The organism is Bradyrhizobium sp. SZCCHNS30572 (genome assembly GCF_032484415.1).
GTDB lineage: Bacteria > Pseudomonadota > Alphaproteobacteria > Rhizobiales > Xanthobacteraceae > Bradyrhizobium.
Window position 1 is genome coordinate 255,852 of record NZ_JAUESY010000009.1, and the last position, 18,367, is coordinate 274,218.

The following is an 18,367-nucleotide window of genomic DNA, read 5'->3' on the forward strand; positions in this document are numbered from 1 at the left end:
CCGGGTCGCGGCTTAGTGGGCTGCATCAGCGAGGCATGGCCCCTTGCCCGCCCGGCGCTGTGCCGTCCATCTGGATCACTTCAGCGCGAGCTTTGTAGCTATCTGCGGCTCGAGGCCCGATACTCGGGTTGATACTGCCCAACGCGAACATTGGAACGTGTGATCAGTCGATCGCGTGCAGCGATCAGTTGACCAATGGCAGCCGAGATACCCGCTCGCGGCATCGCCGCATTCCCAATGTCCCCGACCAATATCCCCGAACGAAATCCTTCATCGCCTGATGCACGGCGGGTGCAGGCGTCACCCGCCGCCGAAGCAATCTGCCGCAGCTACTTGCTGTAGTCGTAGAAGCCCTTGCCGGTCTTGCGGCCGAGCTGGCCTGCGGCCACCATCTCCTTCAGCAACGGCGCCGGCCGATACTTCGGATCGTTGAAGCCGTTGTAGAACACCTCCATCACCGACAGCATCGTGTCGAGACCGATCAGATCGGCCAGCGCCAGCGGACCGATGGGGTGATTGCAGCCGAGCTTCATGCCCTCGTCGATGTCGGCCGCGGTCGCAATGCCTTCCGAATACGCGAAGATCGCCTCGTTGATCATCGGGCACAGGATGCGGTTTACGGCAAAGCCCGGGCTGTTCTTCGCGGTGATCGCGACCTTGCCGATCCGCTTGGCGAAATCGGCGGCGGCCGCATGGGTCGCATCCGAGGTCTGCAGGCCGCGGATCAGTTCGAGCAGCGCCATCATCGGCACCGGATTGAAGAAGTGCATGCCGATGAAGCGGTCGGGCCGGTCGGTGGCGGTGGCCAGCTTGGTGATCGAGATCGAGGAGGTGTTGGTCGCGATCAGCGCCTCGGGTTTCAGACCGGCACAGAGGTCCTTGAGGATCTTGAGCTTCAACTCCTCGTTCTCCGTGGCGGCCTCGATGACCAGGTCGCAGTTCGACAGCTTCGCCTTGTCGGCGGTGCCGGTGATGAGCGACAACGCCCTGTCCTTGTCGGCGGTCGTCATCTTCTCCTTCTTGACCAGGCGATCGAGGCTGGAGCCCACCGTCGCCAGCCCGCGCGCCACGGCCTGCTCCGAGACGTCGACCATGACGACCGGAACGCCCGCGGCGGCGCACACCTGCGCGATGCCGTTGCCCATGGTGCCTGCTCCGATGATGCCGACCGTCTGAATCATTGCCGCTTCCTCTCAGTCTCGTATCCGCGGGGACCGCCCCGTCCTGCGCAGTTGCTTAACAGGCTATCGGCCGGCCGGGTAGACCCAAGGCGGCGGGCTGAGAAGGGGCCGGCTGCCCCGCGGTTCGACGGCACCGGGAGCGAACGGTCGCCCCGGGGTCCAAACCAAGAGCCGGCAGACAACCGGCACGGCGCCCAGCCAGAGCCAGCCGCCCGCACCCGCGCCGACGGCGCCGCGCAACGACGCGGCCGGCGACAGCGCGCGCGGCACCGGTCCGCTGAACAGGACCGCTGACCGACACGCCGGCACGGGCGCCCGGGCGGCGGCGGCCGTCGCGTGACGTTGCGTGAGCGCCACGCCAAATCCGTCGGTGTCATCGGAACACCTGTTGAGGCCGACGGTTCTCCACGCTGCAACAGGTCCAATCGAGGAGACCGCCGTGGCGACCGCCGAAACCACCCGACCATCCCCGGAGCCAACGGCGCAGATCGCACGGCATCCGATCCATCCGATGCTGGTGCCGTTCCCTATCGTCTGCTTCATCGGAGCGTTCGTCACCGACATCGCCTATTGGCGGACCGCTGAAATCATGTGGGCGGATATCTCCGCCTGGCTGCTGCTGGTCGGACTGATCATGGGCGTGCTGGCCGGCATCGCCGGGCTCATCGACTTCCTTGGCAATCGGCTGATCCGGTCGCAGGCACCGGCCTGGCCGCACATGGCCGGCAACCTCATCGCCCTGGTGCTGGCCTTCTTCAACAACTTGGTCCATTCACGCGATGCCTGGACCTCGGTCGTGCCGACCGGCCTCATCCTGTCGCTCGTCACGGTGCTGATCCTGCCCGTCACCGGCTGGCTCGGTTGGTCGCTCGTGTATCGTCACAGGGTGGGAGTCGCACGATGACGCCGTCCGGCTCCTCCCGCCTCGCGCCTCTGCTCACAGCCCTCCTGCTCGGAATATCCGCGCTTGGTCTCACCGCGTGCAACGAAGGCGGCGATCCGAACGCCGAGATCGGCGCCAACGTCAAGCTGCCCGCATTGACGCAATACCTGTTGCCGCCGATGAACGTCGCCACGGTGGTCGGCTGGAAACAGGGCGAGACTCCCAAAGTCGCGCCGGGCCTGAAGATCGAGGCGCTCGCGACCGGCCTGCAGCATCCGCGCTCGCTCTACACGCTGCTGGACGGCGACGTCCTGGTGGTGGAATCGAAAGCGCCGCCCCCGCCGCCGGCGAAACGGCCGAAGGATCTCGTGATGGCCCTCGTCGAATCCTGGGCCACGTCGGGCGGCAACACCGGAGCGAGCAACCGCGTCACATTGTTGCACGACGCCAATGGCGATGGCATTCCCGAGCAGCAGAGCCTGTTCATCGACCATCTCAATTCGCCGTTCGGGATCGCTCTGGTCGGCAACGATCTCTACATCGCCAACACCGACGCCATCGTTCGATATCCCTACACGCCGGGCGAAACCCAGATGAAGGATGCGGGCACGACGCTTGCCGCGCTGCCGGGCGGCCCGATCGATCATCACTGGACCAAGAGCCTGGTGGCGAGCCCCGACGGCCGGTTGCTCTATGTGGGCGTCGGCTCCAACAGCAACATCACCGAGAACGGCATCGAGGCCGAGAAGAACCGTGCCGCCATTCTCGAGGTGGATCGCACCACGGGACGCTGGCGGGTATTCGCGAGCGGCCTGCGCAATCCGAACGGATTGAGCTTCGAGCCGCAGAGCGGCGCGCTGTGGACGGTCGTGAACGAGCGTGACGAGATCGGTCCGGACCTCGTGCCCGACTACATGACCTCGGTGAAGGACGGCGGCTTCTATGGCTGGCCATACAGCTATTACGGCCAGCATGTCGATCCCCGCGTGCAGCCGCAGCGGCCGGACCTGGTCGAAAAGGCCATCGTCCCGGACTACGCGCTCAGCTCGCATGTCGCGCCGCTCGGCATGACGTTCTACACCGCCAGCGCACTGCCGCAGGCCTATCGCGGCGGCGCGTTCGTCGGCGAGCACGGCAGCTGGAACCGCACGCCGTTGAACGGCTACAAGGTGGTCTACGTCCCCTTCGATGGCGGCAAGCCGAACGGCGAAGCCCAGGACGTCGTGACCGGCTTCCTCAATGATCGGAACGAGGCGCGCGGCCGGCCGGTCGGTCTCGCCGTGGACAAGACCGGCGCCCTGCTGATTGCCGACGATGTCGGCAATACGGTCTGGCGCGTCACGGCATCCGGCGGCTGACGGCCTTCAGCCGAATGACGCGAAGAATGGAGGACGATATGGGACTGGCTCAATACGCCATCGTTGCGGTCGGCGATCATTGGAGCGTGCTGCATGACGGCAACGCCCATGGCGACTACGCGACCAAAGAGGCTGCGTTCGAATCCGCTGCATCAGCTGCGACGCTGGCCATCAAGCAAGGCCACGAGGTGCATCTCAGCGTTCCGGGCAATGACCCCGATCGCTCGAACAACTAATCAGCACCACAACACTCATCGTGGGTTCCGACGGGACCTCCAGGGATAGTGAAGTGCACGCTAACGTGTGTTAGCGACAGCCCCTCGGCAGGGCAGCAGACTCATGTTCGGAGGATCAACAGGAGTTTCGCCATGAAGGTCACCCGGAACCGGCGCAAGCAGACAGTGTCGTTCCGCCAGCGGCTGCAGCAGGCTGCAGCCGCTGCCCGCGAGGCGGCAGCACGTCTTCCCGCAGGCCCCGAACGCGACATCATGCTGAAGAAGGCGATGCAGGCGGAGACGGCGGCGCATATCAACGAGCTGTTGAGCGCGCCGGTGCTGCACGCCGCGGAGCGCTAGACCACGCGCCGTATCGTCTGCTGCGGCTCTGAAAGGAACCCGAACGCCATCACGACGCTTTGCTCTCGAGGTCTTGTCTCGGCGAGAGGACGATGATGGCCCGGGTCGTGATAGGCACATCGGGATGGCACTACGAGTCCTGGCGCGGCGCGTTCTTTCCGCCGGGACTGCTGATCAGACATCGGCTGCCCTACTACGCCAGCCAGTTCGAGACCACCGAGCTGAATGGCGTGTTCTACAGGACACCGACGGAAGCTGCCGTCCGCGGCTGGCGCGATCAGACCGGGCCCGATTTCGTTTTCGCCTGGAAGGCCTCCAAGTTCATCACGCATTGGAAGCGCCTGTCTGCGCGCTCGGTCAACAGCATCGCGCTGATGGAGAGCCGGCTGTCGCTGCTCGGCGACAAGGCCGGCCCCGTGCTGTTCCAGCTGCCGCCGCAATTCGAAGCGAATCCAGAACGGCTCGAGTCGTTTCTGCCGCTGCTGCCGACGCACCGGCGCTACAGCTTCGAATTCCGTCACCCGAGCTGGTACACACCGGCCATCATGCGCCTGCTGAGGGACGCGAACATCTCGCTCTGCCTGTCGGACCATCACGACGCGCCGGCGCCGTGGAGGCGCACGGCCGATTTCGTCTATGTGCGCGGCCATGGTCCGGGCGGCCGCTACAAGGACAACTATCCGGACGCGACACTCGAGGCCTGGGCCAAGCGCATGCGCGCCTGGGCGTCGCGCGGCATCGACGTCTACGTCTATTTCGACAACGACCAGAAGAGCGCGGCACCCGCCGACGCTCTGCGGCTACGTCGGCTGCTCGCGGCGTCTTCTCACCGGGCAGGCCGCGCAGCGCGCGCCAGCTCGTCCGAACATCGTGCACATCTCTCGGTTTAGGTCTGCAACCAACGAGAGGAACGATCCGCGCGACGCACACTCATCACGCTCGGCTGCCTGGTGCTGGCGGGCCCTTCCCTCGCCCAATCCGTCGGCGAAAAGACCGGGGTGAATTCGGCGCTCGGCATTGCGCCGATCACCGAGGACTTCGTCAAGCAGGTCGCCATCAGCGACATGTTCGAACTGCAAATTGAACCAGTTCGGCGAGCAGAAGGGCAACGCGCAGGAGAAGAGCTTCGCCGCGCAGATCGTCAAGGATCACACCAAGACTTCGACCGGGCTGAAGAGCATGGTCGAGAGCGGCAAGGTCAAGGTCCAGCTGCCCGCCGTTCTCGACAGCGCGCATCAGAGCAAGCTCGACAAGCTGAAGGCAGCGAGCGGCAAGGACTTCAGCTCGGATTTCGACGACATGCAGGTCAGCGCCCACAAGAACGCGGTGTCGCTGTTCGAGCGTTATGCGAAGGGCGGCGACAATCCGGCGCTGAAGGAATGGGCCGGCAAAACCCTGCCGGCCCTGCAGCATCATCTCGAAATGGCGCAGAACCTCGACAAGGGCAAGCGAGCGAACGATATGAGCGCTGGTCCGAGCTGGCCCTCATGATGTTCGGATGCTGTGCCGTGCAGTCCCGTCGTCAGGCGGCGCGGACGGAGGATTGCCGAGTTGATCGATGCTCGACTCGATCCGTACGCGATCGACCTCGATCCGGCCTTGCGGCGCGGTCGACCATCGCGCGCACGTCGGTGAGCTTTGCCTTGGCAGCGCTCAGTCCGTCGAAGATGGCTTGGCTGTCGGAGAGCGTCTCAACGGCCGCTTTCGCTTTGGCGAAGGCGGCGTCGGCCTGCTGCCCGGCCTTGTCGACGGACTTGATCGCTTCGGTTCTGCTCGCGTAGGCGCGATAGTGAGATACCAGCACCTCGCCCCCCGAGAACACAGGCAAGCGCCGTGACCGAGAGCATCGATGCCGAAAAGAGCTGACCGACTCGCATTGATGCATTTCCAGTTGCTTGTTTTGATCAACCCAGAAGCCGGAACTAAGGGGGCCTTAACTACACAGGTTTCGCCGAGCGCCAGATCGTCGCGATCACGCATCGGGTCCCGTAATTTCACGGGCTTCGACGGTGATGCCGCATCAGATTTCATGAGAGTTCCACGACAGGGGCGCGAAGGACTGGTCGGACTCGCGCGATGTTGCCCAGCTCCGAGCATGCTGAGGGCAGGAGCATCGCCAAGATGCCGCAGCAGTCCCCCGGCCGCGGGCCGCACTTTGGTTCCGCGCGCAGGTGCAGAAAGATCAGCGGTCAACGCGGTATCATGCTAACATAAGTTATTGAAGTCGCACCGAATGGAACCCCAATAAACCAACTCGGGGGAACCACTCTTTGAGTCATCTGGTCCGCAAGCTCGAGAATTTCGTCCGCCTCTCTGCGGCCGACCGCCTGATGCTCAACCGCGCGGCGGCTCAACGGGTAAGGACCTTCGCGCCACGCACCGACATCGCGCGCGAAGGCGAGAAGCCCAAGGACGTGCATCTGATCCTGAACGGCTGGGCCTGCCGCTACAAGCAGCTCGAGGACGGCCGCCGCCAGATCGTCTCGTTCTTCCTGCCTGGCGATATCTGCGATCTCAACATCTTCATCCTGCGCGAGATGGACCATTCGATCGGCACCATCACGCCGGTGTCGATCGCCGACCTGCCGCGCGAGTTCTTCGACGAGATCAGCGCCGGCTATCCGCGCATTGCGACGGCGTTCTGGTGGGAGACGCTGGTCAACGCCGCAATCCAACGCGAATGGACCATGAATCTCGGGCAACGCACCGCGTCCGAACGCATGGCTCACCTGTTGTGCGAACTGTTCTTCCGGCTGCGGCTGGCGGGCCTGGCCGACGACAGCAGTTGCAGCTTCCCTCTCACCCAGGCAGATCTCGCCGAGGCGACAGGCCTGTCGAAGGTCCACGTCAACCGCACGCTGCAGGAACTGCGCGCCAGCAACCTGATCGTGCTCAAGGGCAAGATGCTGGTACTTCCGGACCTCGAGCGCCTGATGAGCGCCGGCCTGTTCAACGCGAATTACTTGCATTTGGACCGCGAAGGCCGTCAGCTCGACGCGAATGAGTGAGAGGTTCGGAGCGCTGGCGCTTGCGCTATGCTGACCGTGTCGGCACTCTGCCGGGGAAACGGCGATGGTCGAACAGCGCATGGTGGACGGACCCTTCGAGCAGGAGATCGTGCAGCGCCTCGGGCTGATGCCCAACCTGTTCAGGTCGGCGCCGTCGGCGCCTGAGGCGACCCGACAGCTCTGGCAGTTCGCCAAATGCGCCTATCTCGACACCCCGCTTCCGGCCCTTTTCAAGGAGCGGCTCGCCGTCCATCTGTCGCGCCTCAACCGCTCGCCTTATTGTCTGACCCGGCATTTCGGATTTCTGGTCGGATTGGGCAAGCCCGCGGGTGACTCGACGTCTCGCCCGGAGACGATCGATCGGGCGCGTCACCTGCTCGCGCGGCCGCTCGCGGATCCCGCGCGCGCCGCGGCGGCGCTCGACCGGCTTGAACTCGTCCAGCCCCCGCTCGACATCCCGGAGCCGGGCAGCGATGGTGAGGCGGACCTGTTCGAGGCCGCGTCGGTGCTGTTCATGCAGCGTGCTGATTCCGACCGCTCGCGGCGCGCAATCCGACATGCCTTCGGCAACACCAGGTTCGATCTGCTGGCGGCCTTCCTCGCCTATCTGCGCACAGCCCATTTCTGGGCCGATGTACACCTGCTTGCGATCGATTCGGACGTGCTTGCCCTCGCACAGACCGATCCCGAGCTTGCCGTCTGCCTCGGGTGCAGCGAGCTGCCGGAGGCAGGGCCGTCCGCACGGCAGCCGCATTCGAACGGCGGCGATGCCGGCGATCATCGGCTGCGCCGCCTCCTCGAGATCGATTCGGTCGGCGTGCTGTTCTTCGATCATGCAGCCGGCACCCTGATCGACGCCAACGAGGCCTTCTTGGCGATGACAGGCTATTCGCGCCAGGACATCGACAGCGGCGAGCTGACCTGGAAGAGCCTGACACCCCCGGAATGGATGCGCACCTCGAGCGACCAGATCGAGCTGCTGCGGCAGACCGGCCGGATCGGTCCCTATGAGAAGCAGTATTTTCGCAAGGACGGGGAACGCGCCTGGATGATGTTCGCCGGCCGTGACCTCGGCGACGGCACCCTGGTCGGGCTCGCGATGAACATCGACGACCGCAAGCGCACCGAGGCCGCGCTGCGCGACAGCGAGGCGCGCTTCCGCCAGTTCGGCGAAGCATCCTCCGACGTCGTGTGGATCCGCGATGCCGAGACCCTGCGCTGGGAATATCTCAGCCCCGCATTCGAGACGATCTATGGCGTCCCGCGCAGCGCTGTGCTCCGCGGCGACCATCTGGCATCGTGGACCGAGCTCATGCTGCCGGAGGACCGGCCCCGCGCCATCGAGAGCCTCGAGCGCGCCCGGCGTGGCCAGCGCGACAGCCTGGATGTCCGTATCGTCAGCCAGCCGGACGACGTCACGCGCTGGCTGCGCATCCGTAGTTTTCCCATGGTCGACGAGCTGGGACGGGTGCAGCGCATCGGCGGCATCACCCAAGACATCACGGCGCTGGTCTCGGCCTCGGAGCACCAGAAGCTGCTGCTCGCCGAGCTGCAGCACCGCGTCCGCAACATGCTCGCCGTGATCCGCTCGATCATCCGCCGCACGGGCGACTCGAGCGACAGTGTCGAGGATTTCGCCAGTCACCTCGAAGGCCGCATCACTGCGCTGTCGCGCATCCAGGCGGTCGTCACGCGCGATCCCCTCGCCGGTTTCGATCTGGCCGAACTGATCGCCGATGAGCTGCGCGCCGGTGCCGCGCGCGAGGACAGGCAATTCTCGCTGTCGGGCCCCCAGGTGCGACTGAAGCCGAAGGCGGCCGAGAGCATCGGGCTTGCCATGCACGAGCTCGCGACCAATGCGCTGAAATACGGCGCGCTCACAGTGCCGCGGGGCTTCATCAGGATCGAATGGCGGCTCGATGAGCGCGACGCGGCCGACTGGCTGGTCATCGACTGGACCGAGACCGGCATGTCCGGCCGTCCGCTGGGTGCGCAGCGCCAGGGTTTTGGAACCGTGCTGCTGGAACAGATGCTGCCGTACGAGGTCGGTGCCCGCGTTGTCCGGCGCTTCGAGCCGAGCGGCCTCTGCTGCGAGATCCGAGTGCCCACGGGCGACATTCTCAAGCGTTGACGGGCCGATCGACGCTTCATTTCGCGGCACCGGTCGGTAACAATGGCCAGGATCTCGCCGGCACGGCGAAACGCCGTCGGCATAGCCTTCGCGGTGCATTCGGGGTATGCTCCGCCTGCGGCCAGAGGTGGACGTCGCACGGGTCGCGCAACCGCCATGTCTTCGCCTTGGTTGGGGCGGATATGACCAAGTGTCGATGAGAATGGGAATCAGCAGAGCGTCGGCGCGACGGAACGATGATGGGACGTTCCCGAGTATGCGGCTCTGGCCAAGATGGATCACCGTGAACATGCAGATGCGTGGGCACGAGGGACAACCGGTATCCAGGTTCTGTGCTGATGCGGCCGGAGAGGCCGAGCGTTTCGTGGCGCAGTCGTCATCCGACGTTGGTGTCACGAAGCGTCAGTACGATGCAGCGTGAGTACGCGAAGCGTGGGTGCACGAGGCGTTGGTAGGACGACGCATCGGAACAGAGCCGAGCGCCGCCTGCGAGGCGGACGACAACGGAGGACGGAGCGTCAATGCTTGCAACGACGACCAAGGACGGCGATCAGCAGCCTCATGCCGTGATCGATCCCGAGATCGTGCTGGCGGCCCGCGCCGATCGCACTGCCGCCGAAGCGGACAGGCGCAGCTCGCAACGGCCACCGGACGTGCCCTCGCCGAAGATCGACCCTGACTACAGGACGCAGGCGACCAGCGACTTCGCAGTCACCGGAGAGCGCAGCACGTTCGCCACCTGGGCCGTGCGCACCATTCTGGCGGTGCTGTTCGCGGTCGGCAGCGCCGTCGCCGCAGCCGCCTGGCAGAGCTATGGAGACCAGGCCCAGGAGATGATCGCGCATTGGATGCCGCGGATCTCGCTGGCTTCGAACGCCGACAAGGATGCCGCGGCACAGCCAGCCGCGACCGCGCCCCAGCAGGCGGCCGCAGAAGCGCCGGCCGAGGTGCAGGAGCACGCAACGAGCGCGGTTGGCGCGACCTCGCAGGAGCAGGCGCAGTTGCTGCAATCGATGGCCCACGACCTCGCTGCCTTGAGCCAGCAGATCGGCGAGCTGAAGACGAGCCTCGCACAGCTGAAGGCCGGGCAGGAGCAGATGGTCCGCGACATGGCGCGGGTCGCCGAGGCCAAGTCCAGCGACAGGCCCGCCGAGCGGCCGAGCGAGCGGACCGCGGAAGCACGGTCGTTCGATCCGCGCGCCATCGAGCAGACGATCCGGCCGCGCCCGGCCGCGCGCCCTGCAACGGCGGCCGTGACCCCGGCACAGCCTGGTGCGGCAGCACCGCACCGGCCGCGCATGCCGCCGCCGGCCGCAACCAGCATGGCCCCTCCGCCGCCCGCCCCGATGCCGCTGCCGTCGGCGCCGGTCGATCCGGATCAGCCCGTGGTGCGCCCGCCAATGCCGGTGCGCTGAAGGATCCGCACAGGCGCCCGCGCTGGTCCGCGCCGATCGGCGCAGCGGTGATCGATGTCGTCGATCCACTTGTGGCGACGCGGCTTTCCGAGCTAAGGAACTGCGCCTGACAATGCGCATCCCCGAGGGGTTCATGAGCCTGACCGATCCGACCGTCCTGTCCGCCTCCGACCTCGCAGACCGCATCGCGATCCTGCGCGACAACATCCGCCAGATCACCGAGCAGGCCGCCTCGCAGTCGGGTGCCGCGGACGAGGAGCGCAACGCCGACCGCCTCGCGCAGCAGAGCGAGGAGCTCGACGTTCTGCTCAAGGAGCAGGAGCGGCGGCTGAACAAGTAGCCGGCGACCCCTTCGATCAATTCGCGCGTGCTGCACTGCGCTCGTTGTTGCCCGCGCTTCGCCCACAGGCTAGCCTCGCCGAAAACAAGCGGGAGGTAGCCAGAGAATGCGAAACGGTCTGCTTTACACGTCAACCCTTGCGGCATTGACCATTGCGGCATTGCTGGCGGCCCTGACACCGGGCAGCGCAGAGCCACGCCACATGTATACGACCATGGTGCTGGAGGCGTTCGCCACCAAGGTCGAATGTCCCGGCGTCGATGTCGTCTATCAGGACCTAGTCCAGAAGGCGCAGGACATGAAGATGCCTGACGGCACGACCGAGAAGGTGCGCAAGGCGATCGCCTACATGCACACCGGCGGCAAGATGGGCGAGAAGCAGGACGACGAGCTGATGGCGGAGGTCGCCGTCGCCACGCAGGCCATCGACATGGATCAGCGCCGCCTCGGCATGACGAACTGGTGCGAGGAGCAGAAGAAGACGCTGGCCGGCTTCATCCGTCCCAAGGGCTGACCCCGGAGCGGCCGCGAGGCTGGCGGAAAGACCGCGCGGCGCGTTGCCGGCAATGGCCGAATGACGCGCCGGTCGTCGACCAGCGCACCGCCATAGCGGGCACCGGCACAGCCCCGCGGCGGGCAGGAACCCGGATAGCCGCTGCCGCTTGGCCTTGAGCTGCTACGCAGCAGACATCCAGCCCGGAGCGAGCCATGCGCATCGAAACCGCCTTCCTGTTCGACCTCGACGGCACGCTGGTCGACAGCGTCTATCAGCACGTGCTCGCCTGGAAGACGGCGCTGGATGCCGAGAACATCGAGCTCTCGGTCTGGCGCATCCACCGCAAAATCGGCATGAGCGGCGGCCTGTTCACCAATCAGTTGCTGCGCGAGACAGGTTTTGCCATCGAGCCCGAGCGGATCGAGCGGCTGCGGAAAGCGCATGCGGCGGCCTATCAGAAGCTCGGAGGCCAGGTCCGGCCCCTGCCCGGCGCCCGCGAGCTGCTGGGTTTCCTGACCGATGCCGGCATCCCCTGGGCGATCGCGACCAGCGGCAGAATGGAAACGGCGGCCGTCAATCTCGCCGCGCTCGGCGTCGATCCCAAGACCAGCGCCGTCGTGACCCGCGACGAGGTCCGCTACGCCAAGCCTGATCCCGACCTGTTTCTCGCCGCCGCCGCCCGCCTCGACGCGCCGATCGAGCGCGCGGTCGTGATCGGCGACAGCATCTGGGACATGCTTGCCGCAACCCGCTGCCGGGCGCTCGGCGTCGGCCTGTTGAGCGGCGGCTATGGCTCGGAGGAATTGCGCCAGTCCGGCGCCATCCGCGTCTACGAGGACCCGGCCGACCTGCTCGACCACATCGACGAGGTCGGCGGCCGGCGTTGACTCCAGCCAGTCAACTCTGCGGGCCCGACAGCGAGATGTCGCGTTCGGCGCGGAACACGTTGGCATAGAGGTTGGCGATCCACTGGCGCCCCGTCGATGTCATGTTGAGATAGCGGATCTCGGTCTGGATGTGCGGGGCGACGCTGTTCCAATAAAACTGCGGATAACGATTGACGATGTCGGCCGGTGACTCATAGCCGAGCTGCCGGTTGATGCCGACCTCCTCGAACTCGTGATACAGCGCGTTGGCCTTGCGGATGTAGTTGGGGTCGCCGAGCTGTCCGATCAGGTCGGCGGCGCGCACGATCGACTGCTCTTCGTCGAACTGCTGGCCGGCGAGCGGCGGAAAGCGCGTGCCCTCGATGGCGCGGGCGATGCGGTCCTTGTCCAGCGGCGCCATGCCTTCGATGCGGTTGATCACGTACAGCTTCGAGCGGTCGACGTGATACGGCATCAGGCTGGCATCGGAGGAGCCGCGCGGCAGGCAGATCTTGCGGCCGCCGCGATCGACGACGAAGCCATTGACATCGTCTTCCCTGAACAAGCCGCGGACATAGCCGATGTCGTGAAGCAGGCAGGCCAGGATGACGTGGACGTAGTCGTCCGCCGTCATGTGGCTGTGCAGCGCACGGCCGCGCAGGATCTCGTGGCCGGCCAACGTCACCAGCAAGGTGTGCTCGACGTTGTGATACAGCGCATCGCTGTTGCCGATGCATTCCAGCGCAATGCGCGCAGCTGCCGGAAGCATCTCCGTCAACTGGGTATGAGACGATCCGAAACGGCGTCGCATATAGGAGCTGAGGAAACGCTCCAACGCCGCTGCCGCGAGCTCCGGTAAGGTCATCATCGCCGCTGCCCCGCCTCAGACAGCCTAAACACAACGTCAAAAGACATAACGCCCGAAAACACAATCACGATAACGCGGCTCGTGGCACGACTGAGACGTCACGATGATCCGGCTCGGGACGGCCAGCTTCGCACGGACACGCGCGAGATCGGCCTCCCGGGGGCGTCGAGCACCTTGGCCGACGAGCATAGCCCAGGTCGAGGATATCGGCCACACCCGGACGGGCACACACCGGAAAACTGCGGGCCGAGCGGCTGCACCTGAGCAGCTCAAATTCGATCGCCGCGGCCCGTTCACCTCACGTGACGAGAGAGGCGGAGCGCGACGTGCAGCGCGATCGCTAACGTCCCCGCACCGGCAGCGGCGGCCGCGGCGGTCGTGTCTCACCACGATGGGCCGGGCGCCGCGAAGGGGGACGGCGGGCCGGCGCGGCTGCCGGCGCATCGACCGACTGCAGATAGGTGCTCAAGGCCGACGCGGCGTCGTCGCTGCTGGTGTAGTGCTTCTGCAGGAACAGATAGAGCGTCAGGCGAAAGCGCCCCTTGGCGAGCCCACGTGCCGAGCGATGACAGGTGGCGCAGCTGTCCGCAAACAGCCGCGCACCGGATTTGCCGGCATCGAGATTTTCCGCCCGTGCAGCGCTGATGACAATCAGCAGCAGCACGGCCGATCCAACGAGCTTCAGCCGCGCTCCGGCGCGCGTGGACGCGCTCAGGCGACATCAGCCTGCGGGCTTTCCTCGGCCTGCGCACCCAGCGCATCGAGATCGACCAGCGCCGGATCGTCGGGCATCGGCTCGCTCTGCTGCTGTCCGCCGCCATGGACGTGCATCAGCGTCTGGACCCGGCGCGCGTTGAGATAGTCGACGTGCTGATGCGCCAGCGCCAGCGGCAGCAGGGCCTTGGGCAGCGCCGTCATGGTGAACGCGGCGACGCGCTTCACCTCCTCGCCCTCGCGCCAGGTCAGCGGGCTCAGCGTATAGATCATCTGACGGTCGGTCTCGGGCGCCGGCAGTTGCCGCGTCTCGGGCGGCGCCAGCAGGGCCACGTTGATGTTGCCGGCCCGCGTGCGGCTTGCGGCGGCGCGCAGCTCCCAGCAGATCAGCTCCGCGGCGGAGAGCACCTCGCGGCGGATGTCGTCGACATCGGACGCGAAACGGCTGGCCTCGCTCAGCGCCGCGCGGCCGCGCGTGACCGCATCGACGAGCGCCGCCGCACCGATTTCGAAGCGAGGAACCGCCTGCTCGATGGCGGTGGCGACGGCCTCGATGTCGTTGGCGGCGCGGTCGCGGTCGCGCTGCGCCACCGCGTCGGCGAAGGCGCGCTCCGCCAGGATGATCTGCTCGTCGCACTCGGCGACGGATGCGCGCAGCGCCTTGGCCTTCTGCTCGACGGCCTGCATCTTGGATTCGGCACGATCGAGCTGCCCGTTGCTGGCGCCGGCTTTGGCAAGCCGCTCCGCGACGACGCGCTTCTCGTCCAGCGCCGCCTCGGCCACGCGGAGACGGTCCGTCAGCCGCTGCCGCGCGGCCTGCTTGTCCTTCAGCGCACGCTCGAAGATCTCGACGGGGCTCAGCTCACGCTTGAAGAAGACCATGGCAATAATCCCTGGACGGCGGGCGCGCCGGCAACGTTGGTCAGCGGCGAATCCACTGCCGAATCATGTTGCCCGATTCTTGCGTGGAAAATGGGTCGGAAACCAGGATGAGATGCGGCACACGTTCCCCTTGACCGAACGTATCCACCGCCGCCGGATGCGGAGCAGAGTCGGTCGATCCGACGGACCGCGCGGCGATATTCGGTAAAATGGAATCCGATGTCAGCTCTGATGCGGACCGCGCATCATCCTCATGGCGTCCGCGATGTGGCGCCATTCGCGGGCCTCCTCGGCCTCGCCACTGGCTTCGCATTGCTGCGCCTTCTGCGCAGCCTGCGCGACGGCCGAGGCGCCGTGCATCTCGAGCATCTGCCGGGCGATCGCGTGGATCTGGACTTCAGACATCATGTCGAGCTCCTGTCGCCGGATCGAATGGTTCGCGACAACTTCCTCTGCGCCGATGCGTTCCGTGAGCTGGATCACTGCACGTCCGGTTCCACCGGCCCAGACTGCGCCCCGTAATTTACCTTACGTGATCAATCCGATTTCGCGCGCGCCGCCACGCTGTTACTTCTGACTGAGATTCGCCGGAGGGCGATTGAGGAGACGGACATGACGCAGGTCTTCTTCCACTGCTCCAATCCCGATGAGTTCCTCGTCGATCGGCGTGGAACCGCGGTCATCGATCTCGCCGAGGCCTGTGATCACGCCGAGCGCGTCATGCAGTCGCTGATCTCGTCCGAGAGCGAGGAGGATTGGCGCGACTGGGTGCTGCACATTTCCGACGATCTCGGCGAGGAAATCATCGCCATGCCATTCACGTCGGTGCTCGGCCCGATGCATTGAACGGAGCTGCGCACTGCGCCCTCCCCGGCGCTGAGACATTGTGTCCGCATTAGGGTTACCGGCTTCCTTACAAGTTCCGCTCCTCGCATTCTTCTCGCCACATTTGTCCGCCATTTCGGCGCTGTTGCGACGGAGGGGACATCTCATGACCAGACTGCTGACGGCCGCGGCCTTGGCGCTGACATTGACGGCATCGGCGGCGATGGCCGACGAGCACCGCGGCGGCGATGCCGCACTGGGCGCCTTGTCGGGCGCCGTCGTATTTGGACCGGTCGGGGCCGTTGCCGGCGCCGTCGTCGGCTATACCGCAGGTCCTTCGATCGCGCGCTCCTGGGGCTTCCGCCGCTCGCGTGCAGCCCGGTCGCAGCAGGTCCGGCGTCCGGTCAGGGACAGCCAGGCTGCGATGACCGAGTCTCAGCAGCAGCCGCAGGTCGCGCCGCGCAGCGCACCCCCGCCTGCACGGACCGTCGCTGTCGCTCCGCCGGCGCCGCGCGGCCCGGTCGCGCCGCCGGTACAGACACTCGAGTAGACACGCTGGTAAATCAGTAGCCGCGGGCGCGATCGACGACGTTCCGCAACGTCTCTCCGCGCAGCAACCGCCGCGCATTTTCCGCGACCTGCTGCGCGATCACCTCCCAGGAGGCGATCGCCGCCATGTGCGGCGTCACCAGCACGCCCGGCTCGCGCCACAGCGCATCGTCCGCGGGCAACGGCTCATGCGCGAAGACGTCGAGCACGGCGCCGCGCAGATGGCCGCTGCGGAGCAGCGCGACCATATCCTCCGTCACCAGGTGCTCGCCGCGGCTGCACAGGATCAGCGCGGCCCCCTTGGGCAGCCGGCCCAGGCGCCCGGCATCGAGCAGGCCCGCGGTCGAGGCCGTCAGCGGCAGCAAGCAGATCAGGATCTCCGTCTCGCCGAGGAAGGCGTCGAGCGCATCGGCGCCGCCATAGGTCCGCACACCGGCGAGCGCCTTGGGCGAGCGCGACCACGCGCTCACCGCGAAGCCCAGATCGACGAGACGGATCGCGGCCGCGGAGCCGAGCTCGCCGAGACCGAGAATGCCGACCCGGCGGTCCTTCGCGGCGCGCTGCTCGTAACGCCGCCACACGCCGTTGCGCGCATTGCTGACGACGCGATCGAAATCGCGGTGGAAATACAGCGTCCCCCACAGCACGAACTCGGTCATGGCCGCGGAGATATCGGGATCGACGATCCGGCACAGCGGCACATCCGGCACGGTCGGATCGGACAGGATGTTGTCGACGCCCGCTGCGATCGAATGGATCAGCTTCAGCTTCGGCATCGCCGCCAGCGCGCCGAGCTCCGGCTTCCAGCACACGGCAAGGTCGGCGTCGCGTGCCGCCGACTCCGGCCATGACGCGACGGTCACGCCCGGCAGCTCGCGCGCGAGCAGCGCCTGCATCGGATCCATCAGTCCGGGACGGCTGAGGAGCGCGACCGTGATCATGCCGGCCGCAGTCCGCACCATTGCGCGACGAACATCGCGATCGACAGCGTGGTCTTGCGCACGCTGTCGAGATCGACACGCTCGTCGAACGCGTGCGGACCGATGCCATAGGGCCCGTAGCACAGCGCCGGGATGCCATAGTCGACCTGATAGTAGCGGGTGTCGTTGACCGCCGTAGAGAGCCGCACGTCGAGCGGCTTCTCGAATACCCGTGCATGTACCTCGGCCAGCGCCGCCTCGGCGGCGCTGCCGGGCTCGCACACCGCAGGATCGGCCTGGAAGCCGCTCCACACCAGCTCGACCGGATTCTCCGACAGGAAGCTGTCTGCGGCCTGTGCCTTCGCGAGACACTGCTCGATGCCGGCCATGGCCTGCGCCGGCGTCTCGCCCGGCAGCACGCCCAGCCGGCAATCGAGATCGCACCACGCCGGCGTCGAGCTCGCCCAATCGCCGCCCTTGATGATGCCGACGTTGAACTTGATCGGGTCCTTCACCGACGCGAACCATGCGTTCGACTTGGCGCGTACGTTGATCTCTTGGGTGTGCTCCTGGAAGGCGCGGATCAGGTGCATCGCCGAGAGGATCGCATTGGTGCCGGTCTCGGCATAGGCAACGTGTACCGGCGTGCCGCGGACGCGCAGCCGGAACCAGATCGCGCCGACCTGCGCGCGGGTCAGCGTGTGGCCGGTCGGCTCCGGGATCAGGCAGGCATCCGCCGTGTAGCCGCGCATCAAGGTCGAGAGCGCACCGTTGCCGGTGCTCTCCTCCTCGGTCACGGTCTCCAGGTGAATGCGTCCGTCCGGCACGAAGCCGGCGGCCTTGATCGCGTCGAGCGCGAAGATCATCGCGGAGACGCCGGCCTTCATGTCCTGCGCGCCGCGGCCGATCATCCAGCCGTCGCGCACGATCCCCTCATAGGGCGGATCGTTCCAGAGATCGGTCGGCCCTTCCGGCACGACGTCGATGTGGCCCTGCAGGATCAGGCTGCGGCCCTTGCCCGCACCGTCGAGCGTCGCCACCACCTGCTGCGAGCCGTCGAGCGCGATGCTGTCCATCGGCGCCGCCTTGGGATGGCGCATCAGGTCGACGTCCTCGAGGCTGAAGCGGTCGACCTGATAGCCGCGGGCCGCGAACTCGCGAGCCAGCCAGTCCTGCACCGGCGCCTCCTCGCCACGCAGGCTGCGGAACTGCACGAGCTGCTGCAGGAAGGCGACCTGCCTGGCGAAGTTGGCATCGACAGCGGCGGCGAGCCGCTCCATCACGTCATTCGGCACAGCCGCCGCAGCGTCAGTCACGTTTCAAACCTCCAGCCTTCCCGTTCATCTCGGCCGCGCG

21 protein-coding genes and 1 pseudogene are annotated in these 18,367 nt (G+C 66.4%); 14 read left to right on the forward strand and 8 right to left on the reverse strand.

Translation table 11 applies throughout. The features are described from left to right. Positions 1 to 329 precede the first annotated feature (329 nt). Positions 330 to 1,181, reverse strand: a complete 852-nt coding sequence (locus QX048_RS26245; protein ID WP_315826832.1) for a 3-hydroxybutyryl-CoA dehydrogenase — start codon at positions 1,179 to 1,181, stop codon at positions 330 to 332. Between the two features lie 439 nt (positions 1,182 to 1,620). On the opposite strand from QX048_RS26245, the gene QX048_RS26250 reads away from it, so the two are divergent. The 6 genes and pseudogenes from QX048_RS26250 (at position 1,621) to QX048_RS26275 (ending at position 5,488) form a co-directional block, all read left to right on the forward strand. After that, positions 1,621 to 2,085 (forward strand): DUF2231 domain-containing protein, encoded by a 465-nt coding sequence (locus tag QX048_RS26250; protein WP_315751734.1) that lies wholly within the window; start codon positions 1,621 to 1,623, stop codon positions 2,083 to 2,085. Beyond that, positions 2,082 to 3,422, forward strand: a complete 1,341-nt coding sequence (locus QX048_RS26255; RefSeq protein WP_315826831.1) for a sorbosone dehydrogenase family protein — start codon at positions 2,082 to 2,084, stop codon at positions 3,420 to 3,422. Before QX048_RS26250 ends, QX048_RS26255 begins: the two co-directional genes overlap by 4 nt. Before the next feature lie 38 nt (positions 3,423 to 3,460). Beyond that, on the forward strand, positions 3,461 to 3,658 hold the full coding sequence (locus tag QX048_RS26260; RefSeq protein WP_315712282.1) for a hypothetical protein: 198 nt from the start codon (positions 3,461 to 3,463) through the stop codon (positions 3,656 to 3,658). 132 nt (positions 3,659 to 3,790) lie between these two features. Further along, a complete protein-coding gene (locus QX048_RS26265) occupies positions 3,791 to 3,997 on the forward strand; it encodes a hypothetical protein (protein ID WP_315712284.1) in 207 nt (68 codons plus the stop codon). Positions 3,998 to 4,092: 95 nt separating this feature from the next. Then, positions 4,093 to 4,887 (forward strand): DUF72 domain-containing protein, encoded by a 795-nt coding sequence (locus QX048_RS26270; RefSeq protein ID WP_315826941.1) that lies wholly within the window; start codon positions 4,093 to 4,095, stop codon positions 4,885 to 4,887. A gap of 42 nt (positions 4,888 to 4,929) precedes the next feature. Next, positions 4,930 to 5,488 (forward strand): annotated as a pseudogene (locus tag QX048_RS26275) (DUF4142 domain-containing protein). Positions 5,489 to 5,519: 31 nt separating this feature from the next. Here QX048_RS26275 and QX048_RS26280 read toward each other — a convergent pair. After that, entirely contained in the window at positions 5,520 to 5,825 is a 306-nt protein-coding gene (locus QX048_RS26280; protein ID WP_315826830.1) for a hypothetical protein, read from the reverse strand. Between the two features lie 442 nt (positions 5,826 to 6,267). On the opposite strand from QX048_RS26280, the gene QX048_RS26285 reads away from it, so the two are divergent. The 6 genes from QX048_RS26285 to QX048_RS26310 all read left to right on the forward strand — a co-directional run bounded on the left by QX048_RS26285 (position 6,268) and on the right by QX048_RS26310 (position 12,274). Next, entirely contained in the window at positions 6,268 to 7,005 is a 738-nt protein-coding gene (locus QX048_RS26285; RefSeq protein ID WP_315712288.1) for a Crp/Fnr family transcriptional regulator, read from the forward strand. Between the two features lie 64 nt (positions 7,006 to 7,069). After that, positions 7,070 to 9,136, forward strand: coding sequence for a PAS domain S-box protein (locus QX048_RS26290; RefSeq protein ID WP_315712289.1), 2,067 nt, complete (start codon positions 7,070 to 7,072; stop codon positions 9,134 to 9,136). A 521-nt stretch (positions 9,137 to 9,657) separates the two neighbouring features. Continuing rightward, a complete protein-coding gene (locus QX048_RS26295; protein WP_315751739.1) occupies positions 9,658 to 10,551 on the forward strand; it encodes a hypothetical protein in 894 nt (297 codons plus the stop codon). Positions 10,552 to 10,684: 133 nt separating this feature from the next. Then, positions 10,685 to 10,891, forward strand: coding sequence for a hypothetical protein (locus QX048_RS26300; RefSeq protein ID WP_315712292.1), 207 nt, complete (start codon positions 10,685 to 10,687; stop codon positions 10,889 to 10,891). A 106-nt stretch (positions 10,892 to 10,997) separates the two neighbouring features. Further along, entirely contained in the window at positions 10,998 to 11,405 is a 408-nt protein-coding gene (locus QX048_RS26305; protein WP_315826828.1) for a hypothetical protein, read from the forward strand. Between the two features lie 194 nt (positions 11,406 to 11,599). Further along, a complete protein-coding gene (locus QX048_RS26310) occupies positions 11,600 to 12,274 on the forward strand; it encodes an HAD family hydrolase (protein ID WP_315712294.1) in 675 nt (224 codons plus the stop codon). A gap of 10 nt (positions 12,275 to 12,284) precedes the next feature. Here QX048_RS26310 and QX048_RS26315 read toward each other — a convergent pair whose 3' ends face one another. The 4 genes from QX048_RS26315 to QX048_RS26330 all read right to left on the reverse strand — a co-directional run bounded on the left by QX048_RS26315 (position 12,285) and on the right by QX048_RS26330 (position 15,122). Then, positions 12,285 to 13,121: an HD domain-containing protein gene (locus QX048_RS26315; RefSeq protein ID WP_315712295.1), complete on the reverse strand. Its 837-nt coding sequence runs from the start codon at positions 13,119 to 13,121 to the stop codon at positions 12,285 to 12,287. Positions 13,122 to 13,461: 340 nt separating this feature from the next. After that, on the reverse strand, positions 13,462 to 13,785 hold the full coding sequence (locus QX048_RS26320; RefSeq protein ID WP_316200761.1) for a cytochrome C: 324 nt from the start codon (positions 13,783 to 13,785) through the stop codon (positions 13,462 to 13,464). A gap of 47 nt (positions 13,786 to 13,832) precedes the next feature. Continuing rightward, the gene (locus QX048_RS26325; protein WP_315712299.1) at positions 13,833 to 14,717 is read right to left on the reverse strand and encodes a hypothetical protein; all 885 of its coding nucleotides are present in this window, start codon (positions 14,715 to 14,717) and stop codon (positions 13,833 to 13,835) included. 222 nt (positions 14,718 to 14,939) lie between these two features. Then, positions 14,940 to 15,122, reverse strand: a complete 183-nt coding sequence (locus QX048_RS26330; RefSeq protein WP_315712640.1) for a hypothetical protein — start codon at positions 15,120 to 15,122, stop codon at positions 14,940 to 14,942. A 207-nt stretch (positions 15,123 to 15,329) separates the two neighbouring features. On the opposite strand from QX048_RS26330, the gene QX048_RS26335 reads away from it, so the two are divergent. Both QX048_RS26335 and QX048_RS26340 read left to right on the forward strand, forming a co-directional pair. Next, positions 15,330 to 15,563, forward strand: coding sequence for a DUF6894 family protein (locus QX048_RS26335; RefSeq protein ID WP_315712301.1), 234 nt, complete (start codon positions 15,330 to 15,332; stop codon positions 15,561 to 15,563). Between the two features lie 145 nt (positions 15,564 to 15,708). Further along, on the forward strand, positions 15,709 to 16,092 hold the full coding sequence (locus tag QX048_RS26340) for a hypothetical protein (RefSeq protein WP_315826826.1): 384 nt from the start codon (positions 15,709 to 15,711) through the stop codon (positions 16,090 to 16,092). A gap of 13 nt (positions 16,093 to 16,105) precedes the next feature. Here QX048_RS26340 and QX048_RS26345 read toward each other — a convergent pair whose 3' ends face one another. Both QX048_RS26345 and QX048_RS26350 read right to left on the reverse strand, forming a co-directional pair. Beyond that, on the reverse strand, positions 16,106 to 17,032 hold the full coding sequence (locus QX048_RS26345; RefSeq protein WP_315826940.1) for a glyoxylate/hydroxypyruvate reductase A: 927 nt from the start codon (positions 17,030 to 17,032) through the stop codon (positions 16,106 to 16,108). Then, complete coding sequence (locus tag QX048_RS26350) at positions 17,029 to 18,327, reverse strand: ArgE/DapE family deacylase (RefSeq protein ID WP_315826825.1); 1,299 nt, start codon at positions 18,325 to 18,327, stop codon at positions 17,029 to 17,031. The genes QX048_RS26345 and QX048_RS26350 overlap by 4 nt, the downstream gene beginning before the upstream one ends. Positions 18,328 to 18,367: the final 40 nt, after the last annotated feature.

What these genes read in the sequence shown, in the direction of transcription:
- QX048_RS26305 (WP_315826828.1), top strand. Translation starts at nt 10,998, where the DNA reads ATGCGAAACGGTCTGCTTTACACGTCAACCCTTGCGGCATTGACCATT.
- QX048_RS26295 (WP_315751739.1), top strand. Translation starts at nt 9,658, where the DNA reads ATGCTTGCAACGACGACCAAGGACGGCGATCAGCAGCCTCATGCCGTG.
- QX048_RS26325 (WP_315712299.1), bottom strand. Translation starts at nt 14,717, where the DNA reads ATGGTCTTCTTCAAGCGTGAGCTGAGCCCCGTCGAGATCTTCGAGCGT.
- QX048_RS26265 (WP_315712284.1), top strand. Translation starts at nt 3,791, where the DNA reads ATGAAGGTCACCCGGAACCGGCGCAAGCAGACAGTGTCGTTCCGCCAG.
- QX048_RS26335 (WP_315712301.1), top strand. Translation starts at nt 15,330, where the DNA reads ATGACGCAGGTCTTCTTCCACTGCTCCAATCCCGATGAGTTCCTCGTC.
- QX048_RS26315 (WP_315712295.1), bottom strand. Translation starts at nt 13,121, where the DNA reads ATGATGACCTTACCGGAGCTCGCGGCAGCGGCGTTGGAGCGTTTCCTC.
- QX048_RS26255 (WP_315826831.1), top strand. Translation starts at nt 2,082, where the DNA reads ATGACGCCGTCCGGCTCCTCCCGCCTCGCGCCTCTGCTCACAGCCCTC.
- QX048_RS26270 (WP_315826941.1), top strand. Translation starts at nt 4,093, where the DNA reads ATGGCCCGGGTCGTGATAGGCACATCGGGATGGCACTACGAGTCCTGG.
- QX048_RS26330 (WP_315712640.1), bottom strand. Translation starts at nt 15,122, where the DNA reads ATGTCTGAAGTCCAGATCCACGCGATCGCCCGGCAGATGCTCGAGATG.
- QX048_RS26245 (WP_315826832.1), bottom strand. Translation starts at nt 1,181, where the DNA reads ATGATTCAGACGGTCGGCATCATCGGAGCAGGCACCATGGGCAACGGC.
- QX048_RS26260 (WP_315712282.1), top strand. Translation starts at nt 3,461, where the DNA reads ATGGGACTGGCTCAATACGCCATCGTTGCGGTCGGCGATCATTGGAGC.
- QX048_RS26310 (WP_315712294.1), top strand. Translation starts at nt 11,600, where the DNA reads ATGCGCATCGAAACCGCCTTCCTGTTCGACCTCGACGGCACGCTGGTC.
- QX048_RS26290 (WP_315712289.1), top strand. Translation starts at nt 7,070, where the DNA reads ATGGTCGAACAGCGCATGGTGGACGGACCCTTCGAGCAGGAGATCGTG.
- QX048_RS26300 (WP_315712292.1), top strand. Translation starts at nt 10,685, where the DNA reads ATGAGCCTGACCGATCCGACCGTCCTGTCCGCCTCCGACCTCGCAGAC.
- QX048_RS26345 (WP_315826940.1), bottom strand. Translation starts at nt 17,032, where the DNA reads ATGATCACGGTCGCGCTCCTCAGCCGTCCCGGACTGATGGATCCGATG.
- QX048_RS26340 (WP_315826826.1), top strand. Translation starts at nt 15,709, where the DNA reads ATGACCAGACTGCTGACGGCCGCGGCCTTGGCGCTGACATTGACGGCA.